Genomic DNA, 24,914 nt, shown 5'->3' with positions numbered 1-24,914 from the left:
CCGATACAAATGGCGTACCCCTACGGAGGTGGACGTCCATGATGGAATTCAACCCGCTTGTCGCGCTGCTCGGCACCCCGGCAGAAGACCCGGACAGGCAACGCGCCGAGGCCGCCGACGAAGCCAGGGCCGCGCGGGCGGCCAAGGCGGCTGCCGACGACGCTGCGTCGGCCAGGCGCCAGGCGCAGCAAGCCGCCGCCAGCCGGCGCACGCGCAAGCAGAACCAGAAAATTGCCGAACTGAAAAGCCAGGCCCGCCGCGAACAGCACAAGTTCATGGCTGCGCAACACGCCGAGTACCGCAGCGTGGCAGAGCGCAACATTGCCGTAAACCGTGCGCGCGCCAGTATGATGGCCGCCTCGATCGCCAGCGACCTGGCCACCTCGGCCCAGGCAGCGCCCCACCAGGACGGCGGGGTACAAGCCGTGGAGTCCAGCAACATCGATACCTTTGCCTGATGCCCTGGCGGGGTGAACTCCTGGCCGGCAAACCTCTCAGAGAATAGGTACACCGCCACGCAGCCAAGGAGATGACATGGAAACCGAACACACCAACTTGGGTACGCTATTCGAGCAACTGGGCCTGGACGGGGACCCCGCCAGCATCGACCGTTTCATCGCCGCCCACCCCTTGCAGGCCGACGTCAAGCTGATCGACGCGCCCTTCTGGAACGCACGCCAGGCCAACTTCCTGAAAGAGGAGCTACGCGCCGACGGCGGCGACTGGGCCATTCCCATTGACGAATTGAACGTGCGCCTGCATCAGCAGGCCTGACGCGCCGGCATCAGGCTGGGGTCCACCGCCAACTGCGCCAGCCAGGCCTCGCGGCACTCCACGGCTTCGGCGCGGCTGGCGAAGGCGGTGCCGCGTCGCTCGCCGTTGACCAACACCACCCAGCACACGCGCTTGCCGATGGCCTGGAGGCTGGCCGGTACACCACTGCCGATCATCACGGCCACATCAACTTGGGTTTGCATGATTTCCCTCCCGAGATTTCATTAGCAACCTAACAATATGGCCATCTTAATGCCTCCATTGCTCAAGAAACAGCCAAACCTGGTACAGCTTCGTTACAGCAACGGTAACAAACGGCCGTTATCCTCGAGCCTTTTGCGGTGTATATCCCAGCCGCAGCCCGCCCCAGTGCCGCCCCTTTACGGTTATCGGCACGGACAAGTCGTGCATGAGCTCACCTGTGTCACGGGTGTAGGTTTGCAGTAGCAACGGCTGCTGATGGCTGCCACAGCGCGCCCCGGTGCGGTCGTCGAAACGGCGCTTGGTGCGATTGTGCAGCGCGTCGTGGGCGGCGTCGCCGGTCAACGGCTGGCTGAACGCCCGGTTGTGCGTGGGCACGTAGCCCTGGGGCGTACAGGCGATGGCGAACACCAGCCCTTCATGACGCGCCAGCAACGGCTCCTGGATCGCCGGTAGCACCTGGTCGGCGTAGCGGTCGAAACGGGTGTGGAATTTCGTCGGGTGAGTGTTGGCGATGGGCTGGTACTGACGGTCGAACAGCTCGTCGAGGCTGATACGCCCCTGCTCCACATCCTGCTCGAAGCGCTCGCCAATCTGCCGCGCGCCTTCGCGGGCCAGGTCATAGATGCGCTGGTGGTAGTCATCCATGCCCACCTCGGCCAGGCGCTCGCTGATGCGCTCGGCCTGGGCTTCCATTTGCACGGCGGCGTCGGCCAGGCTGCGGGTCTGGCCGTCGCTCACTGCCAGGTCGCCGCGCACCTGCTCTACCGCTTGGAACAGGCTGGCCAGTTGCACGCGGTTGGTCTCGGCGCCGCGGGCAATCTCGCCGACCTGGGTTTCCACCCCGGCGGCCAGCGCCGCGATGGTTTCCAGCTGCTCGCCCGTGCGCTCGACCTGCACCACGCCGGCACCCAGGTCGCTGGCCAGTTCCCGGATCTGCTCCACCACCTGGGCGGTGCGCAATTGGATGTCGGCGACCATCTGCCCCACTTCTTCGGTGGCAGTGGCGGTGCGCCCGGCCAGGCCGCGCACCTCGTCGGCGACCACGGCGAAGCCACGGCCGTACTCGCCGGCGCGGGCCGCCTCGATGGCGGCGTTGAGGGCCAGCAGGTTGGTCTGGCTGGCGATGGACTGGATCACAGCAGTCACCCGCTGAATGTCTTCGCTGCGCTGGCTCAGGGCCTCGATCAGCTCGCGGCTGGCAGTCGCCCGTGCGCTGAGCTGGTGCATGCGGCTGATGGACTCGGCCAGCACCTCGCGCCCGGCCACGCTGTGGCGGTGAGCTTCGCTGGCGGCGCCCAGGGCTTGCTGGCTGAGTTGCGAGGTAATCTGTTCGGTGCCGATCATCACCTCGGCGCTGCTGACGATCTGCGCTGCGGCGCCCAGCTGGGATTGCACGCGCGCGGCCAGCTGGCGCACGGCAAAGGCCACCCCGGCGGCGGACAGGGCGTTGTGGCTGGTGCTGTGGGACAGGTCGCGGGTCAGCGCGGCCAGCGGGTCGGGCCCGGCGGCTGACGGTGCGCTGGCGGGCCTGCGCAGGCGCGACAACCAGGCGAAAACGCCCCCTGGGGCCGAAGGCCGGGCAACGTCGAGCAGAGATCCGTCTCTCGTCATGGCAAGTACTCCATAGCTATTGTCGTTGTTTTGACGTCATTAAACGTCAAGTGATGGCAATTGGCTATGACCACTTGGGAGCAACGGGTGGGCGTGCTATGCCCTTTTGACGCGGCCGGCGGCCGCTGCTACAAGGGCCCGTAGCAGCGGCCGCAGGCCGCGTCCGAGGCATCAAGCCTGACGCTGGTGCTTGTCGATCTGCTCGTGACGTTCCTGCGCTTCAATGCAGTACTTGGTGGTCGGGCTGATCAGCAGGCGTTTCAGGCCGATTGGCTCGCCGCTGTCGTCGCACCAGCCGAAGCTTTCGTCGGCGATACGGCCCAGGGCTTGCTCCAGCTGCGGCAGCGAACGCTGGTCGCGGTCGATGACGTTCACCAGCCAGTGGCGCTCTTCTTCCACGGAAGCGGCGTCGGCCGGGTCAGCCGGGGTGTCCAGGCTCTCGATGGCGATGCGGCTCTGCTCGATGCGCTCGTGGGTTTCCACCTTCAGCGCCTGCAGCAGCTCGGTGAAGAATGCCAGTTGCTCAGCATTCATGTAGTCATCGGCCGGCATGGCCAGCAACTTTTCCTTTGTCATTGATTTCTCTATAAAAAATACGTGCATTAAGGCGAATCAAAAGGTGTGACCGGGCCTTGCCCGACCTCACGGAATTCTTCAAGCGCCAACTGGCACTCAATTTATGAGGGGCGGCAGTCTAAGGCCGGTTTTCGCGCGCAGCAACTGAATTGACGGTAGATTTGACCAATAACCGCTATATAAACGCAATCGGGTGGATGGCGGAGGCCAAAAATACACCCCATAGGCGAATTGTGCTTGGGAAATTTGCGGGAATTGACGGCGATCAGGCCGGTAACAAGTGGCCAAATGTAAAAAAGCCCGCGAGGCACCGGGAGCGATGCGACGCGGGCGAAAAGCTGCAGCGAAGTCAGCGTTTGAGTATGCGTTTGTTGCGATACTGGTCGATGACCACCGCCACCACGATGATCACGCCCTTGATGATGTCCTGCACGTAGGCATCCACCCCCACGAAGGTGAAGCCCGACGCCATCACCCCGAGGATCAGCGCGCCGATCACCGTGCCGCTGATGCGCCCTACCCCGCCCACCAGGCTGGTGCCGCCGATCACGGCCGCGGCAATGGCGTCCAGCTCGTAGGACATGCCCATGCCGGCCTGGCCGGTGGCCGCCCGCGCCGAGGCCACCACGCCTGCCAGCCCGGCCAGCAGGCCGGCGATGCTGTAGACGATGATCAGGTGGCGCTTGACGTTGATGCCGCTGGTGCGCGCCGCCTGCATGTTGCCGCCGATGGCGTAGGTGTACTTGCCGTAGCGGGTGTAGCGCAGGGCGATGTGGAAGATCACCGCCACCACCAGGAAGATGATCACCGGCATGGCCCCGCGGCCGATCGCCGTGTAGCTGTCCGAGAGCATGCTGATGGGCTGGCCTTCGGTGTACAGCCGCGCCAGGCCGCGGGCCGAGACCATCATGCCGAGGGTGGCGATGAAGGGCGGGATGCCGGTCATGGCGATGATGCTGCCGTTGATGGCCCCCGCCAGCAGCCCCACCGCCAGGCCGGCGATCACCGGCGCCCACACGGGCAGGTCGGTGAGGTGCGGGAACACTGCCCGGGCGTAGTCGGAACTCTGCGCCAGGCTGGCGGCGACCATGGCCGACAGCGCCAGCACCGAGCCCGACGACAGGTCGATTCCGGTGGTGATGATCACCTGGGTCACGCCGATGGCGATCAGGCCGATGATGGAGACCTGCAGAATCATCAGCACCAGGCGCTGTGAGTTCATCAGGAAGCTCTGGTCGCGCACAATCCAGCCGAACACCTCGAACACCAGGCCAATGCCGATCAGCACCAGCAGGATGCTCAGCTCGGTGGGCAGGCGACGCCGCGAGCGGCTGGGCGGTGCGGCTACAGGTTTGTTTTCAGTCAGGGTAGTCATGGCAGGGTTCCTATTGGGCGTGCGCAGGCGCGACAGGGTTGGGCGCCGCTGCGGTCACGCCGGAGGCCAGGTGCATGATGCGCTCCTGGGTCGCGTCGGCGCGGTCGAGGATGCCGGTCATGTGGCCTTCGTGCATCACCAGCACGCGGTCGCTCATGCCCAGCACTTCCGGCAGTTCCGAAGAGATCATGATCACCGCCAGGCCTTCGTCGGCCAGCTGCGCGATCAAGCGGTAGATTTCAGCCTTGGCGCCGACGTCGACGCCACGGGTGGGCTCGTCGAGAATCAGCACCCGCGGGTTGGTCATCAGCCAGCGCGCCAGCAGGGCCTTCTGCTGGTTGCCACCCGAGAGGCTGTCGATGCACTGGTCCAGCGACGGGGTCTTGACCCGCAAACGCTTGCACATGTCCTCGCACAGCAGCCGCAGGGTCTTCTCGTGGACGAAACCGTGGCCCACATGGTGTGGCAGCACCGCCACCTGCATGTTCTCCAGCACCGACAGGCACGGGAACAGCCCGGTCAGCTTGCGGTCCTCGGTCAGCAGCGCCAGGCCCAGGTGAATGGCCTGGCCCGGGTCGCTCATGCGCACCGCCTTGCCGTCGACGAAAATCTCGCCCTGGGTGGCGGGGGTAATGCCGAACAGGGTTTCGGCGATGTTGGTGCGCCCTGCCCCCATCAGCCCGGCGATGCCCAGCACCTCGCCGGCGTGCAGTTCGAAGGACACGCCCTCGAACACCCCGGCCAAACCCAGGTTCTGCGCGGCCAGGCGCACCGGCCCCAGCGGCTGGGTGCGCTGGGGGAACAGCTGGGTCAGCTCGCGGCCGACCATCAACGTGATCAACTGGTCGCCATCGAGGCTGTGCGCCGGGTACTGGCCGATGAAGCAGCCGTCGCGGAACACCGCCACCTGGTCGGCGATGGCGAACACCTCGTCCATTTTATGGGTGATGTAGACGATGGCCTTACCCTGGGCCTTGAGGTCCTGGATGATGGAGAACAGGTGCGCCACTTCCTTCTCGGTAATGGCCGAGGTGGGCTCGTCCATGATCAGGATGTCGGAGTCGTAGCTCACCGCCTTGGCGATCTCGACCATCTGCCGGGCGGCGATGCTCAGCTCGCCCACCAGGTCGTCGGGCGACAGCGAGATGCGCAGGCGCTCCAGCAGTTGCGCGGTGGCGCGGTGCATGGCGCCGTGGTCCACCAGGTGCCAGGGGGTCAGCGGTTCGCGGCCGATCCAGATGTTCTCGGCGATGCTCATGTGCGGCATCAGGTTGAGTTCCTGGTGGATCATGGCGATGCCGGCCAGCTGCGCCGCCAGCGGGTTGTCCATCACCAGCGGCTCGCCGCGCAGGCGCAGCTCGCCGCTGTCGGGCTGGTGGATGCCGGCGATGATCTTCATCAGCGTCGACTTGCCGGCGCCGTTCTCGCCCATCAGCGCCAGCACCTCACCGCGGTGCACGCTCAGGCGGACGTTGTCCAGGGCGGTGACGCCGGGGAAGCGCTTGGTCACGCCGGTGACTTCCAGCAGGCATTCGTGTTCGATTGGATCGTTGGCAAAGGCAAGCATCGAGGTGCACTCCACAGGCTGGGCGGGCGATCAGTGTTTGAACTGGTCGGCGTTGTCCGCGGTAATCAGCTGGTACGGAACCATGAGCCGGGGCGCCACGGTTTCCTTGTGGGCCATTTTCACTGCGGCTTCCACCGAGGCGTCGGCCTGCCCTTTCGCGTCCTGGTACACGGACACGGCCAGGTCACCCTTCTTCACCGCGTTGAGGCCGTCGGGCGTACCGTCGACGCCACCGATCAGCACCTTGCCTTTCTCCACGCCCGCCTGCTTGAGCGCCATGGCGGCGCCGATAGCCATCTCGTCGTTGTTGGAGAGCACGGCGTTGAATTCGCGGCCCTGGGTGATCCAGTCATTGACCAGGTCCATGCCTTTCTGGCGCAGCCAGATGCCGGTCTGTTCCTGGTCGATCTTGATGCCGGGGTACTTGGCCAGCACTTCCTTCACGCCCTTGGTGCGGTTCTGGGTGGAGTTGTTGGCCAGGTCGCCCAGCAGGATCACCACGCTGCCCTTGCCGCCCATTTTGTCGGCCAGGTACTGGGCCTGCATTTCGCCGGCCTTGATGTCATCGGAGGCCACCACGACCACGCCCTTGGGCTGGTTGGGGTCGTCGGGGCTGCGGTTGACGTACACCAGCGGGATGCCGGCCTGGGTGGCTTCGTCGGTGATGCGCTTGGTGGCGGCGGTGTCCACCGGGTTGACGATGATGGCGTCGACCTTCTGGCTGATGAAACTTTCCACCTGGCTGAGCTGCTTGACCACGTCGCCACGGGCGTCCTCGAACTGCAGCGAGACGCCGTCGGGCATGGCCTTGGCCTTGGCGCCCATGGCTTCGCGCAGGTAGGTCAGCCAGGTGTCATCGAACTGCGACATGGCCACGCCGACCTTGATGTCGGCCAGGGCCACGCCACTGGCCATGGTCAGGGCAATTGCCAGGCAGAGGCGGCGAACGGGGGACGTGCGGGTGGAACGCAGCCGGGAGGCTTGCGGGGTGAAGGTTTTCATCGACGGCACCTTTTTATTGTTGTGCTTGGTTTTTTTCATCCGCCGCGCCGGTTGGGCGGCGGATGTGAAAGTCGGAACCTGCAATTGACTCTAGTAGAAAATAAATTCCATATCAAATGAATTTAGAATTTTATTGCATCCTATAATTTCACCACCTCACCCAGGGTTGCGCTGCGGCGCGCGGCGTCCAGCACCACCAGCGCCTGCACCGCGTCGCGGGCGTCCACCGGCAGCGCCGCGCCCTGGTCCACGGCGGCCTGCAACTGCTGGTAGAACTGCAGCCAGTTGCCGCGTTCCGAGGGCACCTTCTCGCGTTCCGCGCCCTGCTCGAACCAGCCCCAGCGCCGGTGCTCTTCCACGCCCCAGTTGTCGCCGGCACTGGCCGGGGTGAGCCCGGCCTCGGCCTGTTCGCTTTGCACGTCCAGGCCTTCGACGCTGTAGCTGCCATGTTCGCCGCACACGCGGAAGCGTGGGCGTGGCGCGCTTTGCAGGCCGTTGCCGTGCAGGTGGCTGATGGTGCCGTTGGCGTGGGTAAGGGACACGAAGAAACCGTGGTCGACGGTCTGCCCGGGCGCCAGCGCCAGCTCGGCGTACACCTGGGTCACCGGGCCGAACAGCTGCAGCGCCTGGTCCACCAGGTGGCTGCCCAGGTCACGCAGCCAACCGCCGCCACTGTCGTTGCCCAGGTTCTGCGGCTCGTAGCGTTCCACCGCCGACTCGAAGCGCTGCACCCGCCCCAGCACGCCGCTGTCCAGCAGCTTGCGCACGGTGAGGAAGTCCGAGTCCCAGCGGCGGTTCTGGTAGACGCTGATGGGCACGCCCTGGCGTTCGGCCGACTCCACCAGCACCTGCGCCTGCTGGGCATCGGCGGCGAAGGGCTTGTCGCTGACCACCGCCACGCCGTGCTCGATGGCCTCCAGCACCAGCGCCGGCCGGCCCTTGAGCGAGGTGGAGATCACCACCGCGTCAACGCCCGCCTCCACCAGTTGCGCCAGGCTGTCAAAGGCCGGCACCCCGGGGTAATCCGCCGCCAGCTGCGCGCGGCGCTCGGCCGAGCGCGTCACCACGCCCACCCACCGGGCGCCGCCCAGGCTGGCCAGCAGCGGTGCATGGAACACGCGGCCGCCGCGGCCGTAACCTACCAATCCGATACGCATGATCATTCTCCCGTGTGGCGAGTCGGCCCAGTACGAAATCGATAAATGTGGGAGCTGGCTTGCCAGCGAGCTGTTGTGGCGCTGCGAAGCTCGCTGGCAAGCCAGCTCCCACACCACGTACCCACCCTCAAGTGTTCGTGCAGGCCCTAGTACTGGCGCGCCTTGGCCAGCTGTTCGTCGAGCGCGCGCCTGGCCTGGGCCGTGCGCGCGCTGGTGGATACTTCGGCCACGCCCACCCGCCACCAGGACAGGTAACCGTGGATCATGGTCTTGGGCAGTACCTTGATATCGATCAGCGTCGACACCGTCTGCTGGCGGGCGTCACGCAGCGCCGCGTGCAACTGCTCCAGGGTGCTGACCTTGTAGGTCTTGCAGCCGTAGGCCGCCGCGCTCATGGCGAAGTCCACCGGCACGAAGCCGCCGTCCAGGTTGCCGGTCTCGGCGTTGCGGTAGCGGAACTCAGTGGCGAAGCTGCCCATGCCATGGCCCATCTGCAGGTTGTTGATGCAGCCAAAGGTCATGTTGTCGAGCAGCAGCACGTTGATCTTGCGGCGCTCCTGGATCGAGGTGGCCAGCTCCGAGTGCAGCATCAGGTACGAGCCATCGCCCACCAGCGCGTAGACCTCGCGCGCCGGCTCGGCGAGCTTGACCCCCAGCGCCGCGTTGACCTCATAGCCCATGCACGAGTAGCCGTACTCCAGGTGGTAGCTGTTGACGCTGCGGCTTTGCCACACGCGCTGCAGGTCGCCGGGCAGGCTGCCGGCGGCGGCGACGATCACCGCATCGGCATCCAGTTCGCGGTTGATCACCCCCAGTACCTGGCTCTGGGTCAGCGCCGAGCCGGTCAGCTCGATGAATTCGCGCAGCACCGCCGGGTCCAGGTGGTCGGTGATCTCCGGGCTGAAGTCCTCGCTGCTGTAGTGCGCCGCGTACACCCGCTCGACCTCGGCGTGGTACTGGCCGCGCGCCTCGATCACCTGGTTGCCCCAGCCGGCCCGGTAGCCCTGGCGCGCCAGCGGTTCGGCCAGCTGCTGCAGGCCCAGCTTGGCGTCGGCCAGCAGCTGCACGGCGTCGAGCTTGAGCACGTCGCCGCCGTTGACGTTGAGGTTGATGAACTGCACCTCGGGGTGCTGGTACAGCCACTTCGACGAAGTGGTGAAGTCGGTGTAGCGGGTGCCGATGCCGATGATCAGGTCGGCCTCCCTGGCCAGCAGGTTCGCCGCCAGGCAGCCGGTCTCGCCAATGCCGCCGACGTTCAGCGGGTGGCTGGAGACGATGGCGCTCTTGCCGGCCTGGGTTTCGGCGAAGGGAATGTCGAAACGTTCGGCGAAGGCCTGCAGGGTGTCGGCGGCGCCAGAGTACTTCACCCCGCCACCGCAGATGATCAATGGCTTGCGCTTGCTGGCCAGCAGCGCCACAGCATCGGCCAACGAGGCCTCGCCCGGCTGGCGCCGCTCCACGCGGTGCACGCGCCGGGCCAGGAAGCTGTCGGGGTAGTCGTGGGCTTCGGCCTGCACGTCCTGGGGCAGCGCCAGGGTCACCGCGCCGGTCTCGGCAGGGTCGGTGAGCACGCGCATGGCCTGCAGGGCGGCGCTGATCAGCTGTTCGGGGCGGTTGATGCGGTCCCAGTATTTGCTCACGGCCTTGAACGCATCGTTGGTGCTGATGCTCAGGTCGTGGAACTGCTCGATCTGCTGCAGCACCGGGTCGGGCTGGCGGCTGGCGTAGACGTCGCCGGGCAACAGCAGCAAGGGAATGCGGTTGGCCGTGGCGGTGGCCGCGGCGGTGAGCATGTTCGCCGCCCCAGGCCCTACCGACGAGCTGCAGGCGTAGATCCTGCGGCGCAGGTGCTGCTTGGCAAAGCCGATGGCGGCGTGGGCCATGCCCTGCTCGTTGCGGCCCTGGTGCACCACCAGCTGGCCGCGGTCCTGCTCCAGGGCCTGGCCCAAGCCCAGCACGTTGCCGTGGCCGAAAATGGTGAACACGCCTTCGACGAATTTGCTCTGCACCCCGTCGACTTCAATGTACTGGTTGTCCAGAAAGCGCACCAGGGCCTGGGCCATGGTCAATCGTGTCGTGCTCATGCTTGCACCTTTTATTGTTCAAGAGGAGTGCCCTGGTAGGAGCCGAGCTTGCTCGCGATGAGCCTCCCCGCTCGATACGCGTAACGGCCATCGCGAGCAAGCTCGGCTCCTACGGGGCGACGTGCGAGGGCGCCAGAGTATCCATCTGGCCATTGAGGTACGCCATGCTCTGCCCCAGCGCCGTGCGGATGTCGGCAAGGTCGTGGACGCTGTCGGCGAACGGCTCCCACGACACGTAGCCGTCGTAGCCGCTGCTGAGCAGGCTGTCGAGCTGTTCGGCGTTGCCGAGGATATCGCCGTCGCCGATCAGCACCCGGTGGCCGTCGAGAATGCTGGCCAGCGGCGCCTGGCTGTCTTCCACGCCGCTGATGTGCACCAGGCCCGTCAGCGCCGGGAAGAATTCCTGCTCGCCGGCCAGGTGGTGGTGGAAGGTGTCATGCACCAGGCGGAACACGTCCAGGCCGCCGATGGCCTTGATCGCCTCCACGGCGGTGCGCTTGCGGCGCAGGGCCGATTGTTCGAAGCCCAGCGGTTCGACAAAGCCCAGCAGGCCATGCTCGCGCAGGATCGGCGCCAGCTCGGTGAGCGCCGTGCGCAGGCCGGCGGCGCGCTCGGCGCTGCTGCGGCTGTCGGCCTCGTTGAACGGGCACAGCACCAGGCCACGGGCACCGCAGCCACGGGCATAGGCCGCCAGCTTCAGGGCCTGGGCGCGGCGCTGGTCGTTCCAGACATCGAAGGGGTACAGGGCGTTGATCGACAGCACGCTGATGCCCTCGGCCGCGCACAGCTGGCGCACGGTCTCGGCGGGCGTGCCGTCTTCGATCTCGACACCCTTGAGGTCGTTGCGGATCTCGATGGCATCGGCCTTCAGCGCCACCGCCAGCTGGATGAACTCAGCCAGGGGCAGGCGCGGGGCAACCATGCGGTTGAGGGCGAAACGCAGGGGCTGGCGCATTCTTGTTGTTCTCCTGAGTTGGCAAACCGTGTGTGGGGCAAGCGGGCGCAGTCAGAGGTCCAGCAGCCATTCGTGCTGCGGGTCGTTGTTGAATTGCCATACCCGGCGCGGGCCGGCCATGACGTTCAGGTAGTAGCTCTCGTAGCCATACGGCACGCTGACCGGGTGGTAGCCCTCGGGCACCACCACCAGGTCGTTGTTCTCCACGGCCATGGCCTGGTCGATGCTGCGGTCGTCGGTGTACACGCGCTGGAACACGAAGCCCTGGGGCGGGTTGACCTGGTGGTAGTAGGTCTCCTCCAGGAAGCTCTCGGCGGGTAGTGCGTCGCGGTCGTGCTTGTGCGGCGGGTAGCTGGAGCTGTGCCCGGATGGCGTGCGCACCTCCACCACCAGCAGCGAATGGGCCACTTCGGTGTCCGGCAGGATGTCGCAGACGTAGCGGGTGTTGGCGCCCTTGCCGCGGGTGCTGCGCTTCATGCTCTGGGCGCTGATGACCCGCGCCTGCAACTCGCCGGCCGGCGCACCGGGGGCGGCGCACACCGCCACCTGCACATCGCTCAGCGCCTGCAGGCGCGCCTGGCTGCCGCTGGGCAGGTACACCGCCCACGGCGACTTGTCCTCGAATACCGATTGCCGTTCACCCAGGTTGTCCCAGCTGAACGCGCCCTGCACCGGCGCCTCGCCGGCCACGCTGGCGCGGCCGCTGAGCAGCACCACGCACAGTTCCTGGCTGCCGGCGTGCAGCGGCAGGCTTTCGCCCAGGCTCAAGCGGTGGGCGCTGAAGCCCACGTATTCCAGAGCGCCCTCGGCCAGGCGTACCACTTCCTGGCCCTGCTTATTACTCTTGACCAGCAGGCTCATGCTGCAGTCCTCCGTTGCCGGGCCTGGGCAAGCAAGGTGCTCAGGGTGTCGTAGCCTTTCTTGGCGTAGAAATAGCTAGGGGCCACGGCCGGATCCTGCTCGGCCTCCACCACCAGCCAGCCGTTGTAGTCCACCGCCAGCAGCTCGTCGAGCAGCGGCGCGAAATCGATGTCGCCATCGCCCGGCACGGTGAAGGTGCCGTTGACGATGCAGTCGGGGAAACTCCAGAGGTTGTTGCGCGCCAGCTGCACCACCGGCTGGCGCACGTCCTTGAAGTGCACGTGGCAGACGCGCTTGATGTGCTTGCGCAACACCGCCAGCGGGTCGCCGCCACCCATGAAGCAGTGCCCGGCGTCGAACAGCAGGCCCACCTGCTCGCCAGTCAGGGCCATCAGCGTGTCGATGTCCTCGGGCGCCTCCACGTAGGCACCCATGTGGTGATGGTAGGCCAGGCGCACGCCCTGGCTCAGGGTATAGCTGGCCAGCTCGTCGAGCTTGGCGGCGTAGGTTTGCCAGGCCGCTTCGCTATGAAAGCGCGGGCGCTCCACCAGGCGGATGCGGCTGCCCTGGATGGAGTCGGCCACCTCGCCGTACACCAGCACATTGGCGCCGTTGGCGGCCAGCAGCTGCACGTGGCTGGCGATGGCGTCGATCTCCTCGGCGGCCGAACGCTGGGCCAGGCGCCCGGAATACCAGCCCGACACCAGCGCCAGGTCATAGGGCTTGAGCACCTGGGCCACGCCCTGGGCGTCCTTGGGGAATTTGCCGTTGAGTTCAAAGCCTGCGTAGCCGATGGCCTTGCCTTCGCTGAGGGCCGTGCTCAGCGGGGTTTCGCCGCCCAGGGACGGCAGGTCGTCGTTGCTCCAGGAAATCGGGTTGATGCCGATACGAATCGCGGATGGCATGGCTGCACCTGTTGTTGTTATCGGTGGGGTGACGCTCAGCGGCCGTGACGGGCCGAGCGCCAGGCTTCGATCAATTGGCTGAACCGCTGGCGCACCGCGGCTATCAGGCCGGCGTCGTCCAGTTCGCCCTGGAACCAGGCGCGGCTGGGCTCATGGAAAATCGTGCGGCCCACGGCAAAGCCGCGGCAGGTGGTGCTGGCGGCCGCCTGGGCGAAGCCCTCGGCAAGGTCGCTGGCCGGCGCGTTCAAGCCCAGCAGCACCACGCCGCGGCAATAGGGGTCGCGCTCGTTGATCAGCGCGTCGAGGGCCTGCCACTGCGCGGCGTCCTGGGCCTCGATTTTCCACCAGGCCGGGTAGATGCCCAGGTTGTACAAGCGCTTGATGGCGCGGTAGAGCACGTCGGGGTGGGCGCCGGGCAGGTCCTTGGGCGGGATGACTTCCAGCAGCAGCTCGTGGCCGCTGGCGATGGACGCCTCGTACAGGCCGCGGATCTGCGCTTCCTGTTCCAGGCGCAGCAAAGGCTCATCGTCGGGGTGGAATTGCACCAGGCACTTGATGATCTGCTCGCTGGGCCAGGCAATCAGGTTGCTGGCCACCGAACGGCCATGCTCGAAGGCCAGCGGCCGCGAGCCCTGCACCTCCACCGGGCGGGCCACCCACCAGCCACGGCCGGTGGCGGCGTTGAGGCTGTCCTGGCCGAAGCGCTGGTCGGCCAGCAGGCCGACGTCGGCGGCGATGCCGCGCTTGGCCAGGTCGGCTTGCACTTCTTCAATGGCGCGCAGGAACAGCTGCTTCAGCGCGGGAATGGTCGCCAGGTCGCGGCCGGCCTGCTGCGCCAGTTCCACCAACTGCCCGCGGTGGTCGAAGGCGAAGATGAACAGCTGTTGCCACTGCTTGCGCGGCACCGTGACCCGGTGCAGGCGTTGCAGGGTTTCATCCTTGTCCGGGCGGGTGATGGGCTCCGGGCTGTTGAACAGGTAGTCCAGCTCGGCAGGCGTGGGCATGGCCGGGGCACAGGCGTGGCGCGACACCACCAGGCCGCCGCAGGCATTGGCCAGCTGGCAGCAGCGGGCGTCGTCGGCATCGTTCAGCCAGCCGCTGAGGAAGCCGGACATGAAGGCGTCGCCGGCACCCAGCACGTTGAGCACTTCGACGCGGGTGCCGGGGTGAATCTCGCCGTCCTCGAGGCGCGCCGGAATGGCGCCGTGGATCACCGTGCAGCCCTGGGCGCCGAGCTTCACCACCAGGGTGGCGGCGCTCAGTTCACGCACGGTGCGCAGGGCGGTGAGCAAATCGGTGCTGCCGCCGGCGATGAGGAATTCCTCCTCGGTGCCGACGATCAGGTCAAAGCGCGGCAGGATGCGCTGCACGTGGGCGCTGACCTTGTGGTCGGCGACGAAGCGCGTCTCGCCATCGGCCTTGCCCGCCAGCCCCCACAGCACCGGGCGGTAGTCGATGTCGAGGATGCGCTTGACGTTGTGCCGTTCGGCGTAGTCCAGCGCCTGGCTGCTGGCCTTGAACACGCCGTCGGTGGAGAAATGCGTGCCGGTGATCAGCAGCGCCTTGCTGGCGGCGATGAAGTCCTCGCGCACGTCTTCGGCGCGCAGGGCCATGTCGGCGCAGTTTTCGCGGTAGAACACCAGGGGGAAGGTTTCGCGGTCCTTGAGGCCCAGCAGCACCATGGCGGTGAGGCGCTCGGGGTCGACCTTGATGGCCGAGGTGTCGCAGCCTTCACGTTGCAGCGACTCCACCAGGAACCGGCCCATGTGGTCGTCCCCTACCCGGCTCAGCATGGCGGACTTGAGCCCCAGCCGCGCCGTGCCGAAGGCGATGTTGGCGGACGAGCCGCCCAGGTACTTGGCGAAACTGGCGACGTCTTCCAGCCTGGCGCCCACCTGCTGGGCGTAGAGGTCGACGCCCAGGCGCCCCAGACAAATCAGATCCAATTGACGCCCAGTGGCAAAACGAGTCTGGCCCATGCTGGCTCCTGTTATTTTTATCAGCCTGCGCACCGGCCAATGGCGGCCGATGTCGTTGTCTTGGGTCCAGATTAGGACGGCTTTTCCATCGGATCAACTTTTTTTCCATAAAAATTTTATGCGGAATTTATTTTCTATTTTCTATCGCGCATACTGGGCTTGAGCGTTTCTGGCGGGTTTGCCACGGGAACTGGACCTTTTGCTCAGGTTTTTTTTCTTGCCTACCCTGTAGACTGCGCGAGCCAACAGCTCCAACCCCAAGAAGGATAAGCACATGTCCCGCCCCGATCAGCCGGCCCTCAGCGAGCCAACCGCCGCCAGCGCCCCGGCCACCGCCGAGCAGCTGCTGCAACTGATCACCCGTGAGTACGAAGGGCTGCCGCGCCAGCTCAAGCGCATCGCCAGCTACATGAGCCAGCAGAGCGACCGCATCATGGTCGACCGCATCAGCGACATCGCCGGCGAATGCGAGGTGCACCCCTCGGCCATCGTGCGCTTTTCCCAGCGCTTCGGCTTCAGCGGCTTCAGCGAAATGCAGGCGCTGTTCCGCGAGGCCTACACCCACAAGGCCACGCCGGTACAGAATTACCAGCAGCGCATTCGCAACCTGATCGCCAACAAGTCGCAGAAGGCCAGCGGCGCGGACCTGGCGCGCGAGTGCATCGACGCCACCCTGTCGGGCATCGAGCGCCTGGGCGGGGAACTGGACGACGTGGCCTTCGAGAAGGCCGTGGACCTGGTGGTCAACGCCGAGAACATCTACGTGGTGGGCGTGCGCCGCTCGTTCGCGGTGGCCGACTACCTGGTCTATAACCTGCAGCACACCAACAAGCGCATCCACCTGGTGTCCGGCCTGGGCGGCAGCTACCGCGAGCAGATGCGCAGCGTGCGCCAGGGCGACCTGGTCATCGCCATCAGCTTCACTCCCTACGGCAAGGAAACCCAGCACTGCCTGCGCATTGCCCAGCACCACCTGGCCAAGACCCTGATCATCACCGACTCCAACCTCTCGCCCCTGGCCAAGCGCGCCAACAGCGTGCTGCTGGTGAACGAAGGCAGCTCCTTCGCCTTCCGCTCCCTGAGCGCCACCCTGTGCCTGTGCCAGGCGCTGTTCATCGCCGTGGCCTACCGGCTGGAGTTGAAGGTGGACGAGATGCATGAGCAGGTTGGGTTCGAGGATTAAGGCGGGGCCGGCGTGAACACCTTCACGTAGCAGCTGCCGCCAGGCTGCGTCCGCGCCCTATGCCCCAGCAAAAGTGTAGTGTTTTGTATCTGTCGGATTGACCCACAGCCTAATCACCAACACGCTATCGCACCTGAACAGCACGGGTATCAGGGATGCGGTAATGGTGATGGACAACGCGACAAAATGGCTGCTGCTCGAGGGCATTCTGCCACTGCTGGGTGCCGCCATTCTTTACCTGCTGATGGGGCTCTCCAGTTATGTGGTCAGCAGCCAGGGCAGGTTCACGTTTCATTGGGTCCAGGCCTTCGATCCATTGGGCTGGCTTTACGGCGGCACTATCATCGCCGTACAGGCAGGCATCAAAACGTTGTCACTCAAGGAGCCTGGGGTACTACCTGCTGCCTGCTTCACCGTCTCCGCTGTCTGCCTGCTGATCTTGATGGCTGCAATGACCGAACGCGGGAAAAATCAGGGCTGGTTGCCACCCGCCCGGCTAAAAACCTTCTCGGTCTTGCTGGTCATCGTCATTTTGTGCGCCGGATACCAGGCGCAAACCATGATCACTGGAGAATTGCAATGAAAGGCACGCCCGCCCCGTCGCTGACCCCCGCAGAAGTCGACACCATCCTCAACTACTACCGCATCACCCACCCCAGCGCACAGGCCCCGGATATCGATGCCTTGAAAAGTACTCTGGAGCGCTTCGAGCCACCTGCAGATGCCCCGGAAGTCGACCCTCACATCGCAACCCGCCTGGCGACTGCGCTGAGCGGTGGCGCAGCGGCAGGGCTGGCGGCCGCGTTGATTGCACCGATGATGCCGCTGGTCATGCTTGCCGGCGCGCTGGCCGGCGGGTGGTTGGGTTGGCGAATGGGCAAGCCGCCGGCGGCCGGCCCCGCTCACCCCAACAACTGACTCAACACCGCCCGCAACTTCCCCGCTTTCACCGGCTTGTTCAACAACGGCGCGCCCAGCCGCTGCAACTGCCGGCGGCACTGGTCGCTGCGCTCGGCGGTGATCACCACCACCGGGATGGCCTGGGCGAAGTGTTCGCGCAGGTGGCGGGCCACTTCGCAGCCGGTGACGCCATGGTCCAGGTGGTAGTCGGCGATGATCAGCTCCGGGGCCTGGCCGTGCAGGGCCGCCAGGGCGGCGGTCTCGTCGGTGGCGGTGATCACCTGGCAACCCCACTGGCCGAGCAGGTCGGCCATGCTGCGCAGAATGTCCGGTTCGTTGTCCAGCACCAGCAGGCGCCGCCCCGGCAGCGGGTTGCCCAGGCGCGGCTGCGGCACCGGGCTGGGCGCCGGCGGTTGGGCCGCCAGGGGCACCAGCAGGCTGAAGCATGAGCCGCGCCCTGGGGTGGAGCGCACCTGCACGCCAGTGTCGAGGATGCGGGCGATACGCTCGACGATGGCCAGGCCCAGGCCGACGCCCTTGCGCTCGGCGGCGCGGCCCACTTCCAGCTGGTTGAACTCGAGGAAGATCGCTTGCAACTGGTCGGCGGCAATGCCGCGCCCGGTGTCCCACACCTCGATGCGCAACTGGTCGCCGCGCCGCCGCGCGCCCAGCAAGATGCGCCCCCGTTCGGTGTAGCGGCAGGCGTTGCTGAGCAGGTTGCGCAGGATGCGCGCCAGCAGGCGCAGGTCGGTGCGCACGGCGAAGCGCCCGCAGCGCAGGCTCAGGCTTAGCCCGGCGGCTTCGGCCACCGGCTGGAATTCCGAGGCCAGCGGCGCGAGGACTTCCTCCAGGCGGTACACATCGACATCCGGCTTGATCGCGGCCTGGTCAAGGCGCGAGATATCCAGCAGGTCGGTGAGCAGGTCCTCGGCGCCTTCCAGCGCCTGGTGCGTGCGTTCCACCAGGCCCTTCTCGGCGCTGGGCAACGGTCGTTCACGCAAGGTGGAAATCAGCAGCCGCGCCGCGTTCAGCGGTTGCAGCAGGTCGTGGCTGGCGGCGGCCAGGTACTTGTCCTTGCTGAGGTTGGCGGCCTGGGCGGCGTCGCGGGCCTCGCGCAGTTCCTCGGTGCGTTCGCTGACGCGCCGCTCCAGTTCGTCGTTAAGCTCTTGCAGGCGCAGGGACAGCGCCTGGTAGCGGTTGCGCTCGGTTTCCAGTTCCTGCAGGCGTGCGGCCAGCTCGGGGTAATGGCTTTTGCGCACCGAATGGTTGGTCAGCCCCAGCAGCCCGGCCAGGGCTTGTTGCCGCGGGTCAGAGGGCTTCGCCAAAGACCACCTCGACATCGCGCTGGCTGGACTGGCGCGGGTTGGTGAGGATGCACGGGTCGTGCATGGCGTGGTGCGACAGGAACGGAATGTCCGCCACCCGCACGCCATGCAGGCCGAGGGTCTCGTGGAAGCCGATGGCGTGCTTCAAGGCAATCAGGTGCTCCACCAGGCGCTGGCGAATCTGCGCGTGGTTGAGGCCGCGGCAGTCGATGCCGCAGGTCTGGGCAATGACCTGGAAGCGCTCGGGCGCGGCGCTGTAGTTGAAGGCCACCACGTGCTCCACCAGCACCGCGTTGCACAACCCGTGGGGCAGGTCGAGAAAGCCGCCCAGGCTGTGGGACATGGCGTGCACCGCGCCAAGGATGGCGTTGGAGAACGCCAGCCCGGCCTGCATGCTGCCCAGCATGACCTTTTCGCGCAGGGCCAGATCGTGGGGGTTGGCGATCATCTGCACCAGGTGGCCGTTGATCAGGCGGATGGCTTCCAGGGCATGGGGATCGGTGAGCGGCCCGTGGCCGGTGGACACGAAGGCTTCGATGGCGTGCACCAGCGCGTCAATGCCGGTGCAGGCGGACAGGAAGGGGTCCATGCTCAGGGTAGTCTCGGGGTCGATCAGCGCCACGTCGGGCACCGCGCCCTTGCTGACGATGGAGATCTTCATGCGCCGCTCCTGGTTGGAGAGGATGACGAACTGCGAGACGTCCGCCGAGGTGCCGGCGGTGGTGGGGATCAGGATCAGCGGCGGGCTGGGCACGCGCAGGGTATCCACGCCCTCGAACTCGAGGATGTGGCGGTCATGGGCGACGACGATGCCGATGGCCTTGGCGCAGTCCATGGGGCTGCCGCCGCCCACCGCGACAATCACGTCGCAGTGCTCGGCGCGGTAGCGTTCGGCGCCCAGCATCACCTCTTCCACCCGTGGGTTGGGCGACACCGTGCTGTACAGGCAGTAGTCGATGCCCTCGCCGGCCAGGCTGGCCTCGACGTCGGCGACCCAGCCGGCCGCCACCACCCCCGGGTCGCTGACCAGCAGCACCTTGCGGGCACCGAAGTTCTTCGCGTAGTTGGCAACGTGATGGCGGCAACCGGCGCCGAAGATGATTTCCGGGGAGACGAATTTGCGCAGCTGGCTGATGGCAGGGCTCATGTCTGTTCTTCTGGCAGGGACAGTTGGCGTCAGGGTAATGCATTGCCGGGCCAATGCGCAGCCTGGCCAGCCCTGCCCGCCTACTACTTTGGTACTGGTTCGGCAGGCCCAAAGGAGCATTTGCAAAGCCTGCGATGCGCCCTGTAATGCCCCCATAACTAGAAAGAGCATCGCCGCCATGATTCGCTTCCTTGCCCCCCTGCTCTGCCAAGCCGCGCTCGCCCTGGCGTTCGGTTGCCTCCTCGCCAACGTCGCCCACGCCGACACCCCGCCGCCCGGCCACCGCGGCAAGCTTCTGCACGCCCTGTGATACCCTGTTCCAGGCCCTTTGCCCACAACAAGAACAGCCGACGCCCATGTACCGATTCCTGATTGCCGACGACCACCCGTTGTTCCGCGAAGCCATGGCCCGCGTGCTGCTCGACGCCTTCGAGGGCTGCGAAGTGCTGGAAACCGCCGACCTGGACAGCACCCTGCAGCTGACCCAGCGGCACGATGACCTGGACCTGATCCTGCTGGACCTGAACATGCCGGGCATGCACGGCCTGGGCGGCCTGCTCAACCTGCGCAACGAGGCGCCGACCATCCCGGTGGTGGTGGTGTCGGCCGAACAGGACAAGCAGGTGGTGCTGCAGGCCATCACCTATGGCGCTGCCGGTTTCATCACCAAATCCTCGCCGCGGGCGCAGATGACCAGCGCCCTGACCCAGGTGCTGGAGGGTGACGTGTACCTGCCGGCGGACATTATCCGCAGCGGCGCCGGCCGACCGGTGCAGGCCGGCACGCCGACGCCGGGGTTGTCGGTGGCATTATTGGAGGCGCTGACCCGCAAGCAGTTGCAGGTGCTGGAGCGCATGACCAAGGGCGAGTCGAACAAGCAGATCGCCTGGCACCTGGAAATCGCCGAGACCACGGTGAAGGCCCATGTGTCGGCGATCCTGCGCAAGCTCAACGTGCACAATCGGGTGCAGGCGATTCTCAGTGCTGGCGAGATCGACTTCGCGGCCTACCTGCGGCGTTGACTACATCCTGTGGGAGCTGGCTTGCCAGCGAGCTGTTGGGGCCATAAAAGCTCGCTGGCAAGCCAGCTCCCACAAGACGGCCGCTGCTACGGGGGCCGTGCCTGCCCTCAGTACGCCAGCGGAAACTCGCCGCACTCGCTCCACGCCAGGAACTGCGCCTCGTCCATCGGCCGGGCGAAGAAATACCCCTGGGCCTCGTCGCAACCGTATTCACGCACCAGTTGCAGGCAGCGGAACGTTTCCACGCCCTCGGCCACCGTGCGGTAGCCCAGTTCGCTGGCCAGCTTGAGAATCGAACGGGCGATCTTCTGGTAGCGCGGGTTGTCCTCGATGCCGGTCACCATGGAACGGTCGAGCTTGACCACGTTGGCGGGAATCTCGTGCAGGTACGAAAAGTTGCTGTAGCCCGAGCCGAAATCGTCGATGGCCACGTCCATGCCCAGCCCGCGAATCTGCGCCAGCTCGCCCAGCACCTTGGGGTTGGAGCGCAGCCATTCGCCCTCGGTGATCTCCACTTCCACCCGCTGCGGGTCGATGCCGTGCTGCTGGCACAGGCGCCGCAGGGTGCCGCTGACATCGTGGCCGTCGAAGTCCATCGGCGACAGGTTGATGGACAGCTGGCTCAGCGTCTGGCCGCGCCACTGGGCAAGCTTGCCCAGGGCCGTGTCGATGACCCAGCGGGTGACCTCGTGGATCATGCCGTTGCGTTCCAGCACCGGAATGAACTCGGCCGGCGACACCCGTCCCAGGCGCGGGTGCTGCCAGCGCAGCAGCACCTCGGCGCTGACCTGGGCGCCGTCGCCAATGGCGAAGCGCGGCTGGAAGTGCAGGCTCAACTGCCCGTCGGCCATGGCCTCGGTGATGTCGGCGGCCAGGTAGAAGCTGCGCCGGTACTCGGCGTCGCGCACCGGGTCATACGCCGCCCAGCGCTGGCCTGCCAGCACCGCCAGCTCAGTGGCGTACATGGCCTTGCGCAGCACGTCGCGCAGGGCCTCGGCCTCCAGCGCGAAGTCGACGCTGCCGGCGCGCACCGTGGGGTGGATCGGCACGGTGTCGAGCAGGGCCGGCTGGCGCAGGGTGTCCACCAGGCCTTCGATGAACGCCGGGAAGTCATCCAGGCCGGCGCTGATCACGAAGGTGAAGCGCTTGACGCCGATATGGTACAAACGTGCCACACCGTCCAGTTGCTGGTTCAACCGCGCGGAAATGCAGCGGATGATGCCCTCGAACGGCGCCAGGCCCATGGCCAGGGTCATGTCATGGGCCCAGTGCATGTCCAGCGCATCGATCAACACCAGGGTGCGTGCCTCGCCCGGGTGCTGGCTGGCCAATACGCCCAGATCGATGGCGAACTGTTCGCGATTGGGCAGGCCACTGATGGGGTCCAGCCGCGAAGCCGCCGATGGCTGGGCGTAAGCGTGTTGAAGCATGTGTAACTCCTGCAGGGCCGGTCAGGCAACGAACGGTCGTCACATAATAGCGAATTAACATCACCACAAACTGATCGGTGACAAGGTTTTATCGGCCGCCTTCGCCCTGACGTTAGGGTAATCACCTGATAGGATTACGCGCTTAAAGCTTTCAGCCACCCTGAATGGATATCGCGATGCTCACCGCCTTGCTGTTTGACCTTGATGGCACCCTGACTGACACCGACAAGCTGCACCTGCTGGCCATCCAGCAACTGCTGGCCGAAGAAGGCCGCGACTTTACCGAGGAAGACTTCGTCAAGCACTGCAGCGGCCAGGCCAACCCGAACATGTGCCGCAACCTGTTCCCGGAGCGCTCGGTGGCCGAGCACCAGCTGTTCGCCGACCGCAAGGAAGCGCGCTTCCGCGAGCTGTCGCCGCAACTGGCCCCGCTGGCCGGCCTGCCGCGCCTGCTGGACTTCGCCGAAGCCCAGGGCATCGGCAAGGTGGTGGTCACCAACGCCCCGCGCGCCAACGCCGACCACATGCTGGGCGCGCTGGGCATTGCGCCGCGCTTCCACAGCGTGGTGGTGGCCGAGGAATTGCCACGGGCCAAGCCCGACCCGCTGCCCTACCTCACCGGCCTGGAACGCCTGGGCGCCCGCGCCAGCGACGCCATCGCCTTCGAGGACTCGGTGCCGGGCCTGACCGCGGCGGTCAAGGCCGGTATTTTCACCGTGGCCCTGACCACCAGCCAGAGCCGCGAGACCCTGCTGGCGGCCGGCGCGCACCTGGTGATCGAGGACTTCAACGACGAGCGCCTGTGGCAGGCCATCGGCGAGTTGCAAGCCGCGAACTGAGGCTTATGCCCCCAGCCGCGCGGTCACCTCGTTGAGTTGACGCGACAGGTCGTGCAGCCGCCGGCTGGCCACTTCGGTGCGCTGCACGTTGCCCTGGTTGGTGCTGGCGATCTCGGTGATGTCGGTGAGGTTGCGCGAGATGTCCTCGGCCACCGAGGTCTGCTCCTCGGCCGCCGTGGCGATCTGCCGGTTCATGTCGCGGATCGCCTCCACCGCCGAAGTGATCTGGCGCAGCATGTCACCGGCCTGGGTCACCTGGGCCACGCCCTCCTCGCTGCGCGCCTGGCCGCTCTGGATCGCTTTCACCGCGTCGCTGGCACCGGCCTGCACGGCGTTGATGATCTGGTTGATCTCGATGATCGACGCCGCCGTGCGCTGGGCCAGGCTGCGGACCTCGTCGGCGACCACGGCAAAGCCACGCCCTGCCTCACCAGCGCGGGCCGCCTCGATGGCGGCGTTGAGGGCCAGCAGGTTGGTCTGCTCGGCGATGCCGCGAATCACTTCCAGCACCTTGCCGATGCGTGCGCTGTCGTTTTCCAGGTTGCCGATGACCTGGGCGGTGGTGGTGATCTCGCCGCGCATGTGAGTGATGGTCTCGATGGTGGCGCGCATCACCTGCTCGCCGCGGTGCGCGGAGGCATCGGCCTGGTCGGCGGCCTGGGCCGCGTCCACGGCGTGGCGCGCCACTTCCTGGGCGGTGGCGGACATTTCGGTCATGGCCGTGGCCACCTGGTCGGTGCGGTTGAACTGGTCGTGGGTGCCTTGCGACATCTGCCCGGCAATGCCGTGCAGGTCGGCGCTGGCGCCGTCCAGGTCACCGGCGTTGCGCTTGAGGCCGGTGAAGGTCTCGGCGAGGAAGTCGCGCAGGGTATTGGCTGCCACGGCCAGGCGGCCCAGTTCATCCTGGCGATGGCTGTCCACGCGCTGGTTGAACTGGCCGCGGCTGAGGTCGGCCACGTACTCGATCAGCTGCTGGATAGGCACCACCAGGTAGCGGCTGACCAGCACCAGGCTCAGCAGGCCGATCAACAGCCCGGACACCACCAGCACCAGCAGGCCGCCCCACACCGTGGTGTCGGCCGAGTCACGAATGGCCGCAGCCTGCTGCTCGCCGGCCTTGCGGATCTGGCTCACCAGCGCGCTCATCTGCTCGCTCACGGCGCGGTCCACGCCCTTCACCGCGGCATCGCCGGCGGCCGGGTCGGCGCCCGCAGCCACGAAGGCATCCCGGCCACGCTGGTAGTCCTGCTCCAGCGCCCGATGCTTGTCACGCAGGCCCTGGATATCGGCTTTCAGGTTGGCATCGATGCCCGGCTGGGCCACCAGGCGGCCAAGAATCTCCTGCACGTCACGCTGGCGGTCTTCGAACTGGCCCCAGTACTTTGCCAGGTCCGCAGGTTGCTTGCCGCGCAGCAGCACGTCTTTCCATTCCTGGACCTGGATCTTGAATTGCAGGTTGGCCTCATCGATCAGTTGCGAGGTGCGCAACGGGCCTTCGATCAGCTGGTGATAGTCCTTCACACCATTGGCCAACAAGTGAAAGCAGGACAACGCGATCAGCAGCATGGCCAGCAGGCTGCCGCCGATCAGGGTGAGCATTTGGGCTTTCAGGGATTTGCGCACGACCATCGAGAGGTACTCATGACAGGGATAAACCACCGCGCCAAGGGTGCGCGGTGTCGAAGACGTCCCTTTCTTCATGCAGTAAAAAACGATGCTTCATGCCACGCATCGGCGGCGTTGCCGAGGACTTGAATGCAGTTCGTCGGCAGGCCATTTGCCATCCCTGGCTGGGAAATTTATATGGCAAATCAATGACAAATTGATGACAGAACAAACATCTTCGCACACCACCCAGCAGGCTTGTGACCTGCTGTTGATCCGGCTTTTGATCTGCTGTTGATCTGCTGTTGATCTGCTGTTGATCTGGCTTTTGATTTTGCTTTTGATCTTGATTGTATGCCCCGTAAAGCGCCCGGGCCGACTGGAGGCGTCGCTCAACGGGCTGCCCGAAGGGC

Annotated in this window: 25 protein-coding genes and 1 pseudogene; 8 read left to right on the top strand and 18 right to left on the bottom strand. The window is 66.1% G+C overall.

Annotation, left to right across the window (positions count from 1 at the left end; translation table 11 throughout):
* The first annotated feature begins 38 nt into the window (after window positions 1-38).
* Window positions 39-458, top strand: coding sequence for a hypothetical protein (locus ACWKWX_RS29515; RefSeq protein WP_483829590.1), 420 nt, complete (start codon window positions 39-41; stop codon window positions 456-458).
* Between the two features lie 76 nt (window positions 459-534).
* Window positions 535-774 carry a DUF2789 domain-containing protein gene (locus tag ACWKWX_RS29510; RefSeq protein WP_483829589.1) on the top strand — a complete coding sequence of 80 codons (240 nt, stop codon included), beginning with the start codon at window positions 535-537 and terminating at the stop codon, window positions 772-774.
* On the opposite strand, the gene ACWKWX_RS29505 is transcribed toward ACWKWX_RS29510, so the two are convergent.
* The 12 genes from ACWKWX_RS29505 to ACWKWX_RS29450 all read right to left on the bottom strand — a co-directional run bounded on the left by ACWKWX_RS29505 (window position 762) and on the right by ACWKWX_RS29450 (window position 15,050).
* Window positions 762-977 (bottom strand): hypothetical protein, encoded by a 216-nt coding sequence (locus ACWKWX_RS29505; RefSeq protein WP_416423618.1) that lies wholly within the window; start codon window positions 975-977, stop codon window positions 762-764. The two genes, ACWKWX_RS29510 and ACWKWX_RS29505, sit on opposite strands and share 13 nt — an antisense overlap.
* Before the next feature lie 118 nt (window positions 978-1,095).
* The gene (locus ACWKWX_RS29500; RefSeq protein ID WP_416427580.1) at window positions 1,096-2,322 is read right to left on the bottom strand and encodes a methyl-accepting chemotaxis protein; all 1,227 of its coding nucleotides are present in this window, start codon (window positions 2,320-2,322) and stop codon (window positions 1,096-1,098) included.
* Window positions 2,323-2,760: 438 nt separating this feature from the next.
* On the bottom strand, window positions 2,761-3,165 hold the full coding sequence (locus ACWKWX_RS29495; RefSeq protein ID WP_027979546.1) for a TraR/DksA family transcriptional regulator: 405 nt from the start codon (window positions 3,163-3,165) through the stop codon (window positions 2,761-2,763).
* Between the two features lie 349 nt (window positions 3,166-3,514).
* Window positions 3,515-4,540 (bottom strand): ABC transporter permease, encoded by a 1,026-nt coding sequence (locus ACWKWX_RS29490; protein WP_483829588.1) that lies wholly within the window; start codon window positions 4,538-4,540, stop codon window positions 3,515-3,517.
* Window positions 4,541-4,550: 10 nt separating this feature from the next.
* Window positions 4,551-6,107: a sugar ABC transporter ATP-binding protein gene (locus ACWKWX_RS29485; RefSeq protein WP_483829587.1), complete on the bottom strand. Its 1,557-nt coding sequence runs from the start codon at window positions 6,105-6,107 to the stop codon at window positions 4,551-4,553.
* Window positions 6,108-6,137: 30 nt separating this feature from the next.
* Complete coding sequence (locus ACWKWX_RS29480) at window positions 6,138-7,022, bottom strand: sugar ABC transporter substrate-binding protein (protein WP_416427578.1); 885 nt, start codon at window positions 7,020-7,022, stop codon at window positions 6,138-6,140.
* Window positions 7,023-7,249: 227 nt separating this feature from the next.
* Window positions 7,250-8,266: a Gfo/Idh/MocA family protein gene (locus tag ACWKWX_RS29475; RefSeq protein WP_483829586.1), complete on the bottom strand. Its 1,017-nt coding sequence runs from the start codon at window positions 8,264-8,266 to the stop codon at window positions 7,250-7,252.
* A gap of 146 nt (window positions 8,267-8,412) precedes the next feature.
* Entirely contained in the window at window positions 8,413-10,350 is a 1,938-nt protein-coding gene (gene iolD / locus ACWKWX_RS29470; RefSeq protein ID WP_483829585.1) for a 3D-(3,5/4)-trihydroxycyclohexane-1,2-dione acylhydrolase (decyclizing), read from the bottom strand.
* Window positions 10,351-10,459: 109 nt separating this feature from the next.
* Window positions 10,460-11,305, bottom strand: coding sequence for a TIM barrel protein (locus ACWKWX_RS29465; protein WP_483829584.1), 846 nt, complete (start codon window positions 11,303-11,305; stop codon window positions 10,460-10,462).
* Window positions 11,306-11,356: 51 nt separating this feature from the next.
* The gene (iolB, locus tag ACWKWX_RS29460) at window positions 11,357-12,166 is read right to left on the bottom strand and encodes a 5-deoxy-glucuronate isomerase (RefSeq protein ID WP_473006173.1); all 810 of its coding nucleotides are present in this window, start codon (window positions 12,164-12,166) and stop codon (window positions 11,357-11,359) included.
* Complete coding sequence (gene iolE, locus ACWKWX_RS29455; RefSeq protein ID WP_483829583.1) at window positions 12,163-13,071, bottom strand: myo-inosose-2 dehydratase; 909 nt, start codon at window positions 13,069-13,071, stop codon at window positions 12,163-12,165. Before iolE ends, iolB begins: the two co-directional genes overlap by 4 nt.
* 35 nt (window positions 13,072-13,106) lie before the next feature.
* On the bottom strand, window positions 13,107-15,050 hold the full coding sequence (locus ACWKWX_RS29450) for a bifunctional 5-dehydro-2-deoxygluconokinase/5-dehydro-2-deoxyphosphogluconate aldolase (protein ID WP_483829582.1): 1,944 nt from the start codon (window positions 15,048-15,050) through the stop codon (window positions 13,107-13,109).
* Between the two features lie 274 nt (window positions 15,051-15,324).
* Here ACWKWX_RS29450 and ACWKWX_RS29445 point away from each other — a divergent pair, with 274 nt between their 5' ends.
* The 3 genes from ACWKWX_RS29445 to ACWKWX_RS29435 all read left to right on the top strand — a co-directional run bounded on the left by ACWKWX_RS29445 (window position 15,325) and on the right by ACWKWX_RS29435 (window position 17,151).
* Window positions 15,325-16,233 carry a MurR/RpiR family transcriptional regulator gene (locus ACWKWX_RS29445; protein WP_416423610.1) on the top strand — a complete coding sequence of 303 codons (909 nt, stop codon included), beginning with the start codon at window positions 15,325-15,327 and terminating at the stop codon, window positions 16,231-16,233.
* Between the two features lie 163 nt (window positions 16,234-16,396).
* Entirely contained in the window at window positions 16,397-16,816 is a 420-nt protein-coding gene (locus ACWKWX_RS29440) for a hypothetical protein (protein ID WP_473006171.1), read from the top strand.
* Window positions 16,813-17,151 (top strand): hypothetical protein, encoded by a 339-nt coding sequence (locus ACWKWX_RS29435; protein ID WP_483829581.1) that lies wholly within the window; start codon window positions 16,813-16,815, stop codon window positions 17,149-17,151. Before ACWKWX_RS29440 ends, ACWKWX_RS29435 begins: the two co-directional genes overlap by 4 nt.
* On the opposite strand, the gene ACWKWX_RS29430 is transcribed toward ACWKWX_RS29435, so the two are convergent.
* A complete protein-coding gene (locus tag ACWKWX_RS29430; protein ID WP_473006168.1) occupies window positions 17,136-18,458 on the bottom strand; it encodes a hybrid sensor histidine kinase/response regulator in 1,323 nt (440 codons plus the stop codon). The genes ACWKWX_RS29435 and ACWKWX_RS29430 overlap by 16 nt on opposite strands.
* The gene (gene ercA / locus ACWKWX_RS29425) at window positions 18,442-19,605 is read right to left on the bottom strand and encodes an alcohol dehydrogenase-like regulatory protein ErcA (protein ID WP_416423607.1); all 1,164 of its coding nucleotides are present in this window, start codon (window positions 19,603-19,605) and stop codon (window positions 18,442-18,444) included. The genes ACWKWX_RS29430 and ercA overlap by 17 nt, the downstream gene beginning before the upstream one ends.
* Window positions 19,606-19,783: 178 nt before the next feature.
* On the opposite strand from ercA, the gene ACWKWX_RS29420 reads away from it, so the two are divergent.
* Both ACWKWX_RS29420 and ACWKWX_RS29415 read left to right on the top strand, forming a co-directional pair.
* A complete protein-coding gene (locus ACWKWX_RS29420; RefSeq protein ID WP_483829580.1) occupies window positions 19,784-19,915 on the top strand; it encodes a hypothetical protein in 132 nt (43 codons plus the stop codon).
* A gap of 46 nt (window positions 19,916-19,961) precedes the next feature.
* Window positions 19,962-20,627: a response regulator gene (locus ACWKWX_RS29415; protein WP_416423605.1), complete on the top strand. Its 666-nt coding sequence runs from the start codon at window positions 19,962-19,964 to the stop codon at window positions 20,625-20,627.
* A gap of 107 nt (window positions 20,628-20,734) precedes the next feature.
* Here ACWKWX_RS29415 and ACWKWX_RS29410 read toward each other — a convergent pair whose 3' ends face one another.
* Window positions 20,735-22,057 carry a putative bifunctional diguanylate cyclase/phosphodiesterase gene (locus tag ACWKWX_RS29410; protein WP_483829579.1) on the bottom strand — a complete coding sequence of 441 codons (1,323 nt, stop codon included), beginning with the start codon at window positions 22,055-22,057 and terminating at the stop codon, window positions 20,735-20,737.
* Window positions 22,058-22,233: 176 nt separating this feature from the next.
* Here ACWKWX_RS29410 and ACWKWX_RS29405 point away from each other — a divergent pair, with 176 nt between their 5' ends.
* The gene (locus ACWKWX_RS29405; RefSeq protein ID WP_473006163.1) at window positions 22,234-22,896 is read left to right on the top strand and encodes an HAD family hydrolase; all 663 of its coding nucleotides are present in this window, start codon (window positions 22,234-22,236) and stop codon (window positions 22,894-22,896) included.
* A 3-nt stretch (window positions 22,897-22,899) separates the two neighbouring features.
* Here the strand turns inward: ACWKWX_RS29405 and ACWKWX_RS29400 are convergent, their stop codons facing one another.
* The 3 genes and pseudogenes from ACWKWX_RS29400 to ACWKWX_RS29390 form a co-directional block, all read right to left on the bottom strand.
* On the bottom strand, window positions 22,900-23,604 hold the full coding sequence (locus tag ACWKWX_RS29400; protein WP_473006843.1) for a methyl-accepting chemotaxis protein: 705 nt from the start codon (window positions 23,602-23,604) through the stop codon (window positions 22,900-22,902).
* 228 nt (window positions 23,605-23,832) lie between these two features.
* Window positions 23,833-24,042 (bottom strand): annotated as a pseudogene (locus ACWKWX_RS29395) (methyl-accepting chemotaxis protein); the annotation flags it as partial.
* Between the two features lie 493 nt (window positions 24,043-24,535).
* Window positions 24,536-24,914, bottom strand: a 379-nt coding sequence (locus ACWKWX_RS29390; protein WP_483829578.1) for a hypothetical protein, incomplete at its 5' end; no start/stop codon positions are given.

Source organism: Pseudomonas imperatae (assembly GCF_057128625.1).
This window is presented reverse-complemented; position numbering and strand designations above follow the sequence as displayed.

Coding starts and splice junctions, on each gene's coding strand:
- ACWKWX_RS29515 (WP_483829590.1), top strand. CDS start 39: ATGATGGAATTCAACCCGCTTGTCGCGCTGCTCGGCACCCCGGCAGAA.
- ACWKWX_RS29510 (WP_483829589.1), top strand. CDS start 535: ATGGAAACCGAACACACCAACTTGGGTACGCTATTCGAGCAACTGGGC.
- ACWKWX_RS29505 (WP_416423618.1), bottom strand. CDS start 977: ATGCAAACCCAAGTTGATGTGGCCGTGATGATCGGCAGTGGTGTACCG.
- ACWKWX_RS29500 (WP_416427580.1), bottom strand. CDS start 2,322: ATGATCGGCACCGAACAGATTACCTCGCAACTCAGCCAGCAAGCCCTG.
- ACWKWX_RS29495 (WP_027979546.1), bottom strand. CDS start 3,165: ATGACAAAGGAAAAGTTGCTGGCCATGCCGGCCGATGACTACATGAAT.
- ACWKWX_RS29490 (WP_483829588.1), bottom strand. CDS start 4,540: ATGACTACCCTGACTGAAAACAAACCTGTAGCCGCACCGCCCAGCCGC.
- ACWKWX_RS29485 (WP_483829587.1), bottom strand. CDS start 6,107: ATGCTTGCCTTTGCCAACGATCCAATCGAACACGAATGCCTGCTGGAA.
- ACWKWX_RS29480 (WP_416427578.1), bottom strand. CDS start 7,022: ATGGCCAGTGGCGTGGCCCTGGCCGACATCAAGGTCGGCGTGGCCATG.
- ACWKWX_RS29475 (WP_483829586.1), bottom strand. CDS start 8,266: ATGCGTATCGGATTGGTAGGTTACGGCCGCGGCGGCCGCGTGTTCCAT.
- iolD (WP_483829585.1), bottom strand. CDS start 10,350: ATGAGCACGACACGATTGACCATGGCCCAGGCCCTGGTGCGCTTTCTG.
- ACWKWX_RS29465 (WP_483829584.1), bottom strand. CDS start 11,305: ATGCGCCAGCCCCTGCGTTTCGCCCTCAACCGCATGGTTGCCCCGCGC.
- iolB (WP_473006173.1), bottom strand. CDS start 12,166: ATGAGCCTGCTGGTCAAGAGTAATAAGCAGGGCCAGGAAGTGGTACGC.
- iolE (WP_483829583.1), bottom strand. CDS start 13,071: ATGCCATCCGCGATTCGTATCGGCATCAACCCGATTTCCTGGAGCAAC.
- ACWKWX_RS29450 (WP_483829582.1), bottom strand. CDS start 15,050: ATGGGCCAGACTCGTTTTGCCACTGGGCGTCAATTGGATCTGATTTGT.
- ACWKWX_RS29445 (WP_416423610.1), top strand. CDS start 15,325: ATGTCCCGCCCCGATCAGCCGGCCCTCAGCGAGCCAACCGCCGCCAGC.
- ACWKWX_RS29440 (WP_473006171.1), top strand. CDS start 16,397: ATGGTGATGGACAACGCGACAAAATGGCTGCTGCTCGAGGGCATTCTG.
- ACWKWX_RS29435 (WP_483829581.1), top strand. CDS start 16,813: ATGAAAGGCACGCCCGCCCCGTCGCTGACCCCCGCAGAAGTCGACACC.
- ercA (WP_416423607.1), bottom strand. CDS start 19,605: ATGAGCCCTGCCATCAGCCAGCTGCGCAAATTCGTCTCCCCGGAAATC.
- ACWKWX_RS29420 (WP_483829580.1), top strand. CDS start 19,784: ATGATTCGCTTCCTTGCCCCCCTGCTCTGCCAAGCCGCGCTCGCCCTG.
- ACWKWX_RS29415 (WP_416423605.1), top strand. CDS start 19,962: ATGTACCGATTCCTGATTGCCGACGACCACCCGTTGTTCCGCGAAGCC.
- ACWKWX_RS29410 (WP_483829579.1), bottom strand. CDS start 22,057: ATGCTTCAACACGCTTACGCCCAGCCATCGGCGGCTTCGCGGCTGGAC.
- ACWKWX_RS29405 (WP_473006163.1), top strand. CDS start 22,234: ATGCTCACCGCCTTGCTGTTTGACCTTGATGGCACCCTGACTGACACC.
- ACWKWX_RS29400 (WP_473006843.1), bottom strand. CDS start 23,604: ATGTCCGCCACCGCCCAGGAAGTGGCGCGCCACGCCGTGGACGCGGCC.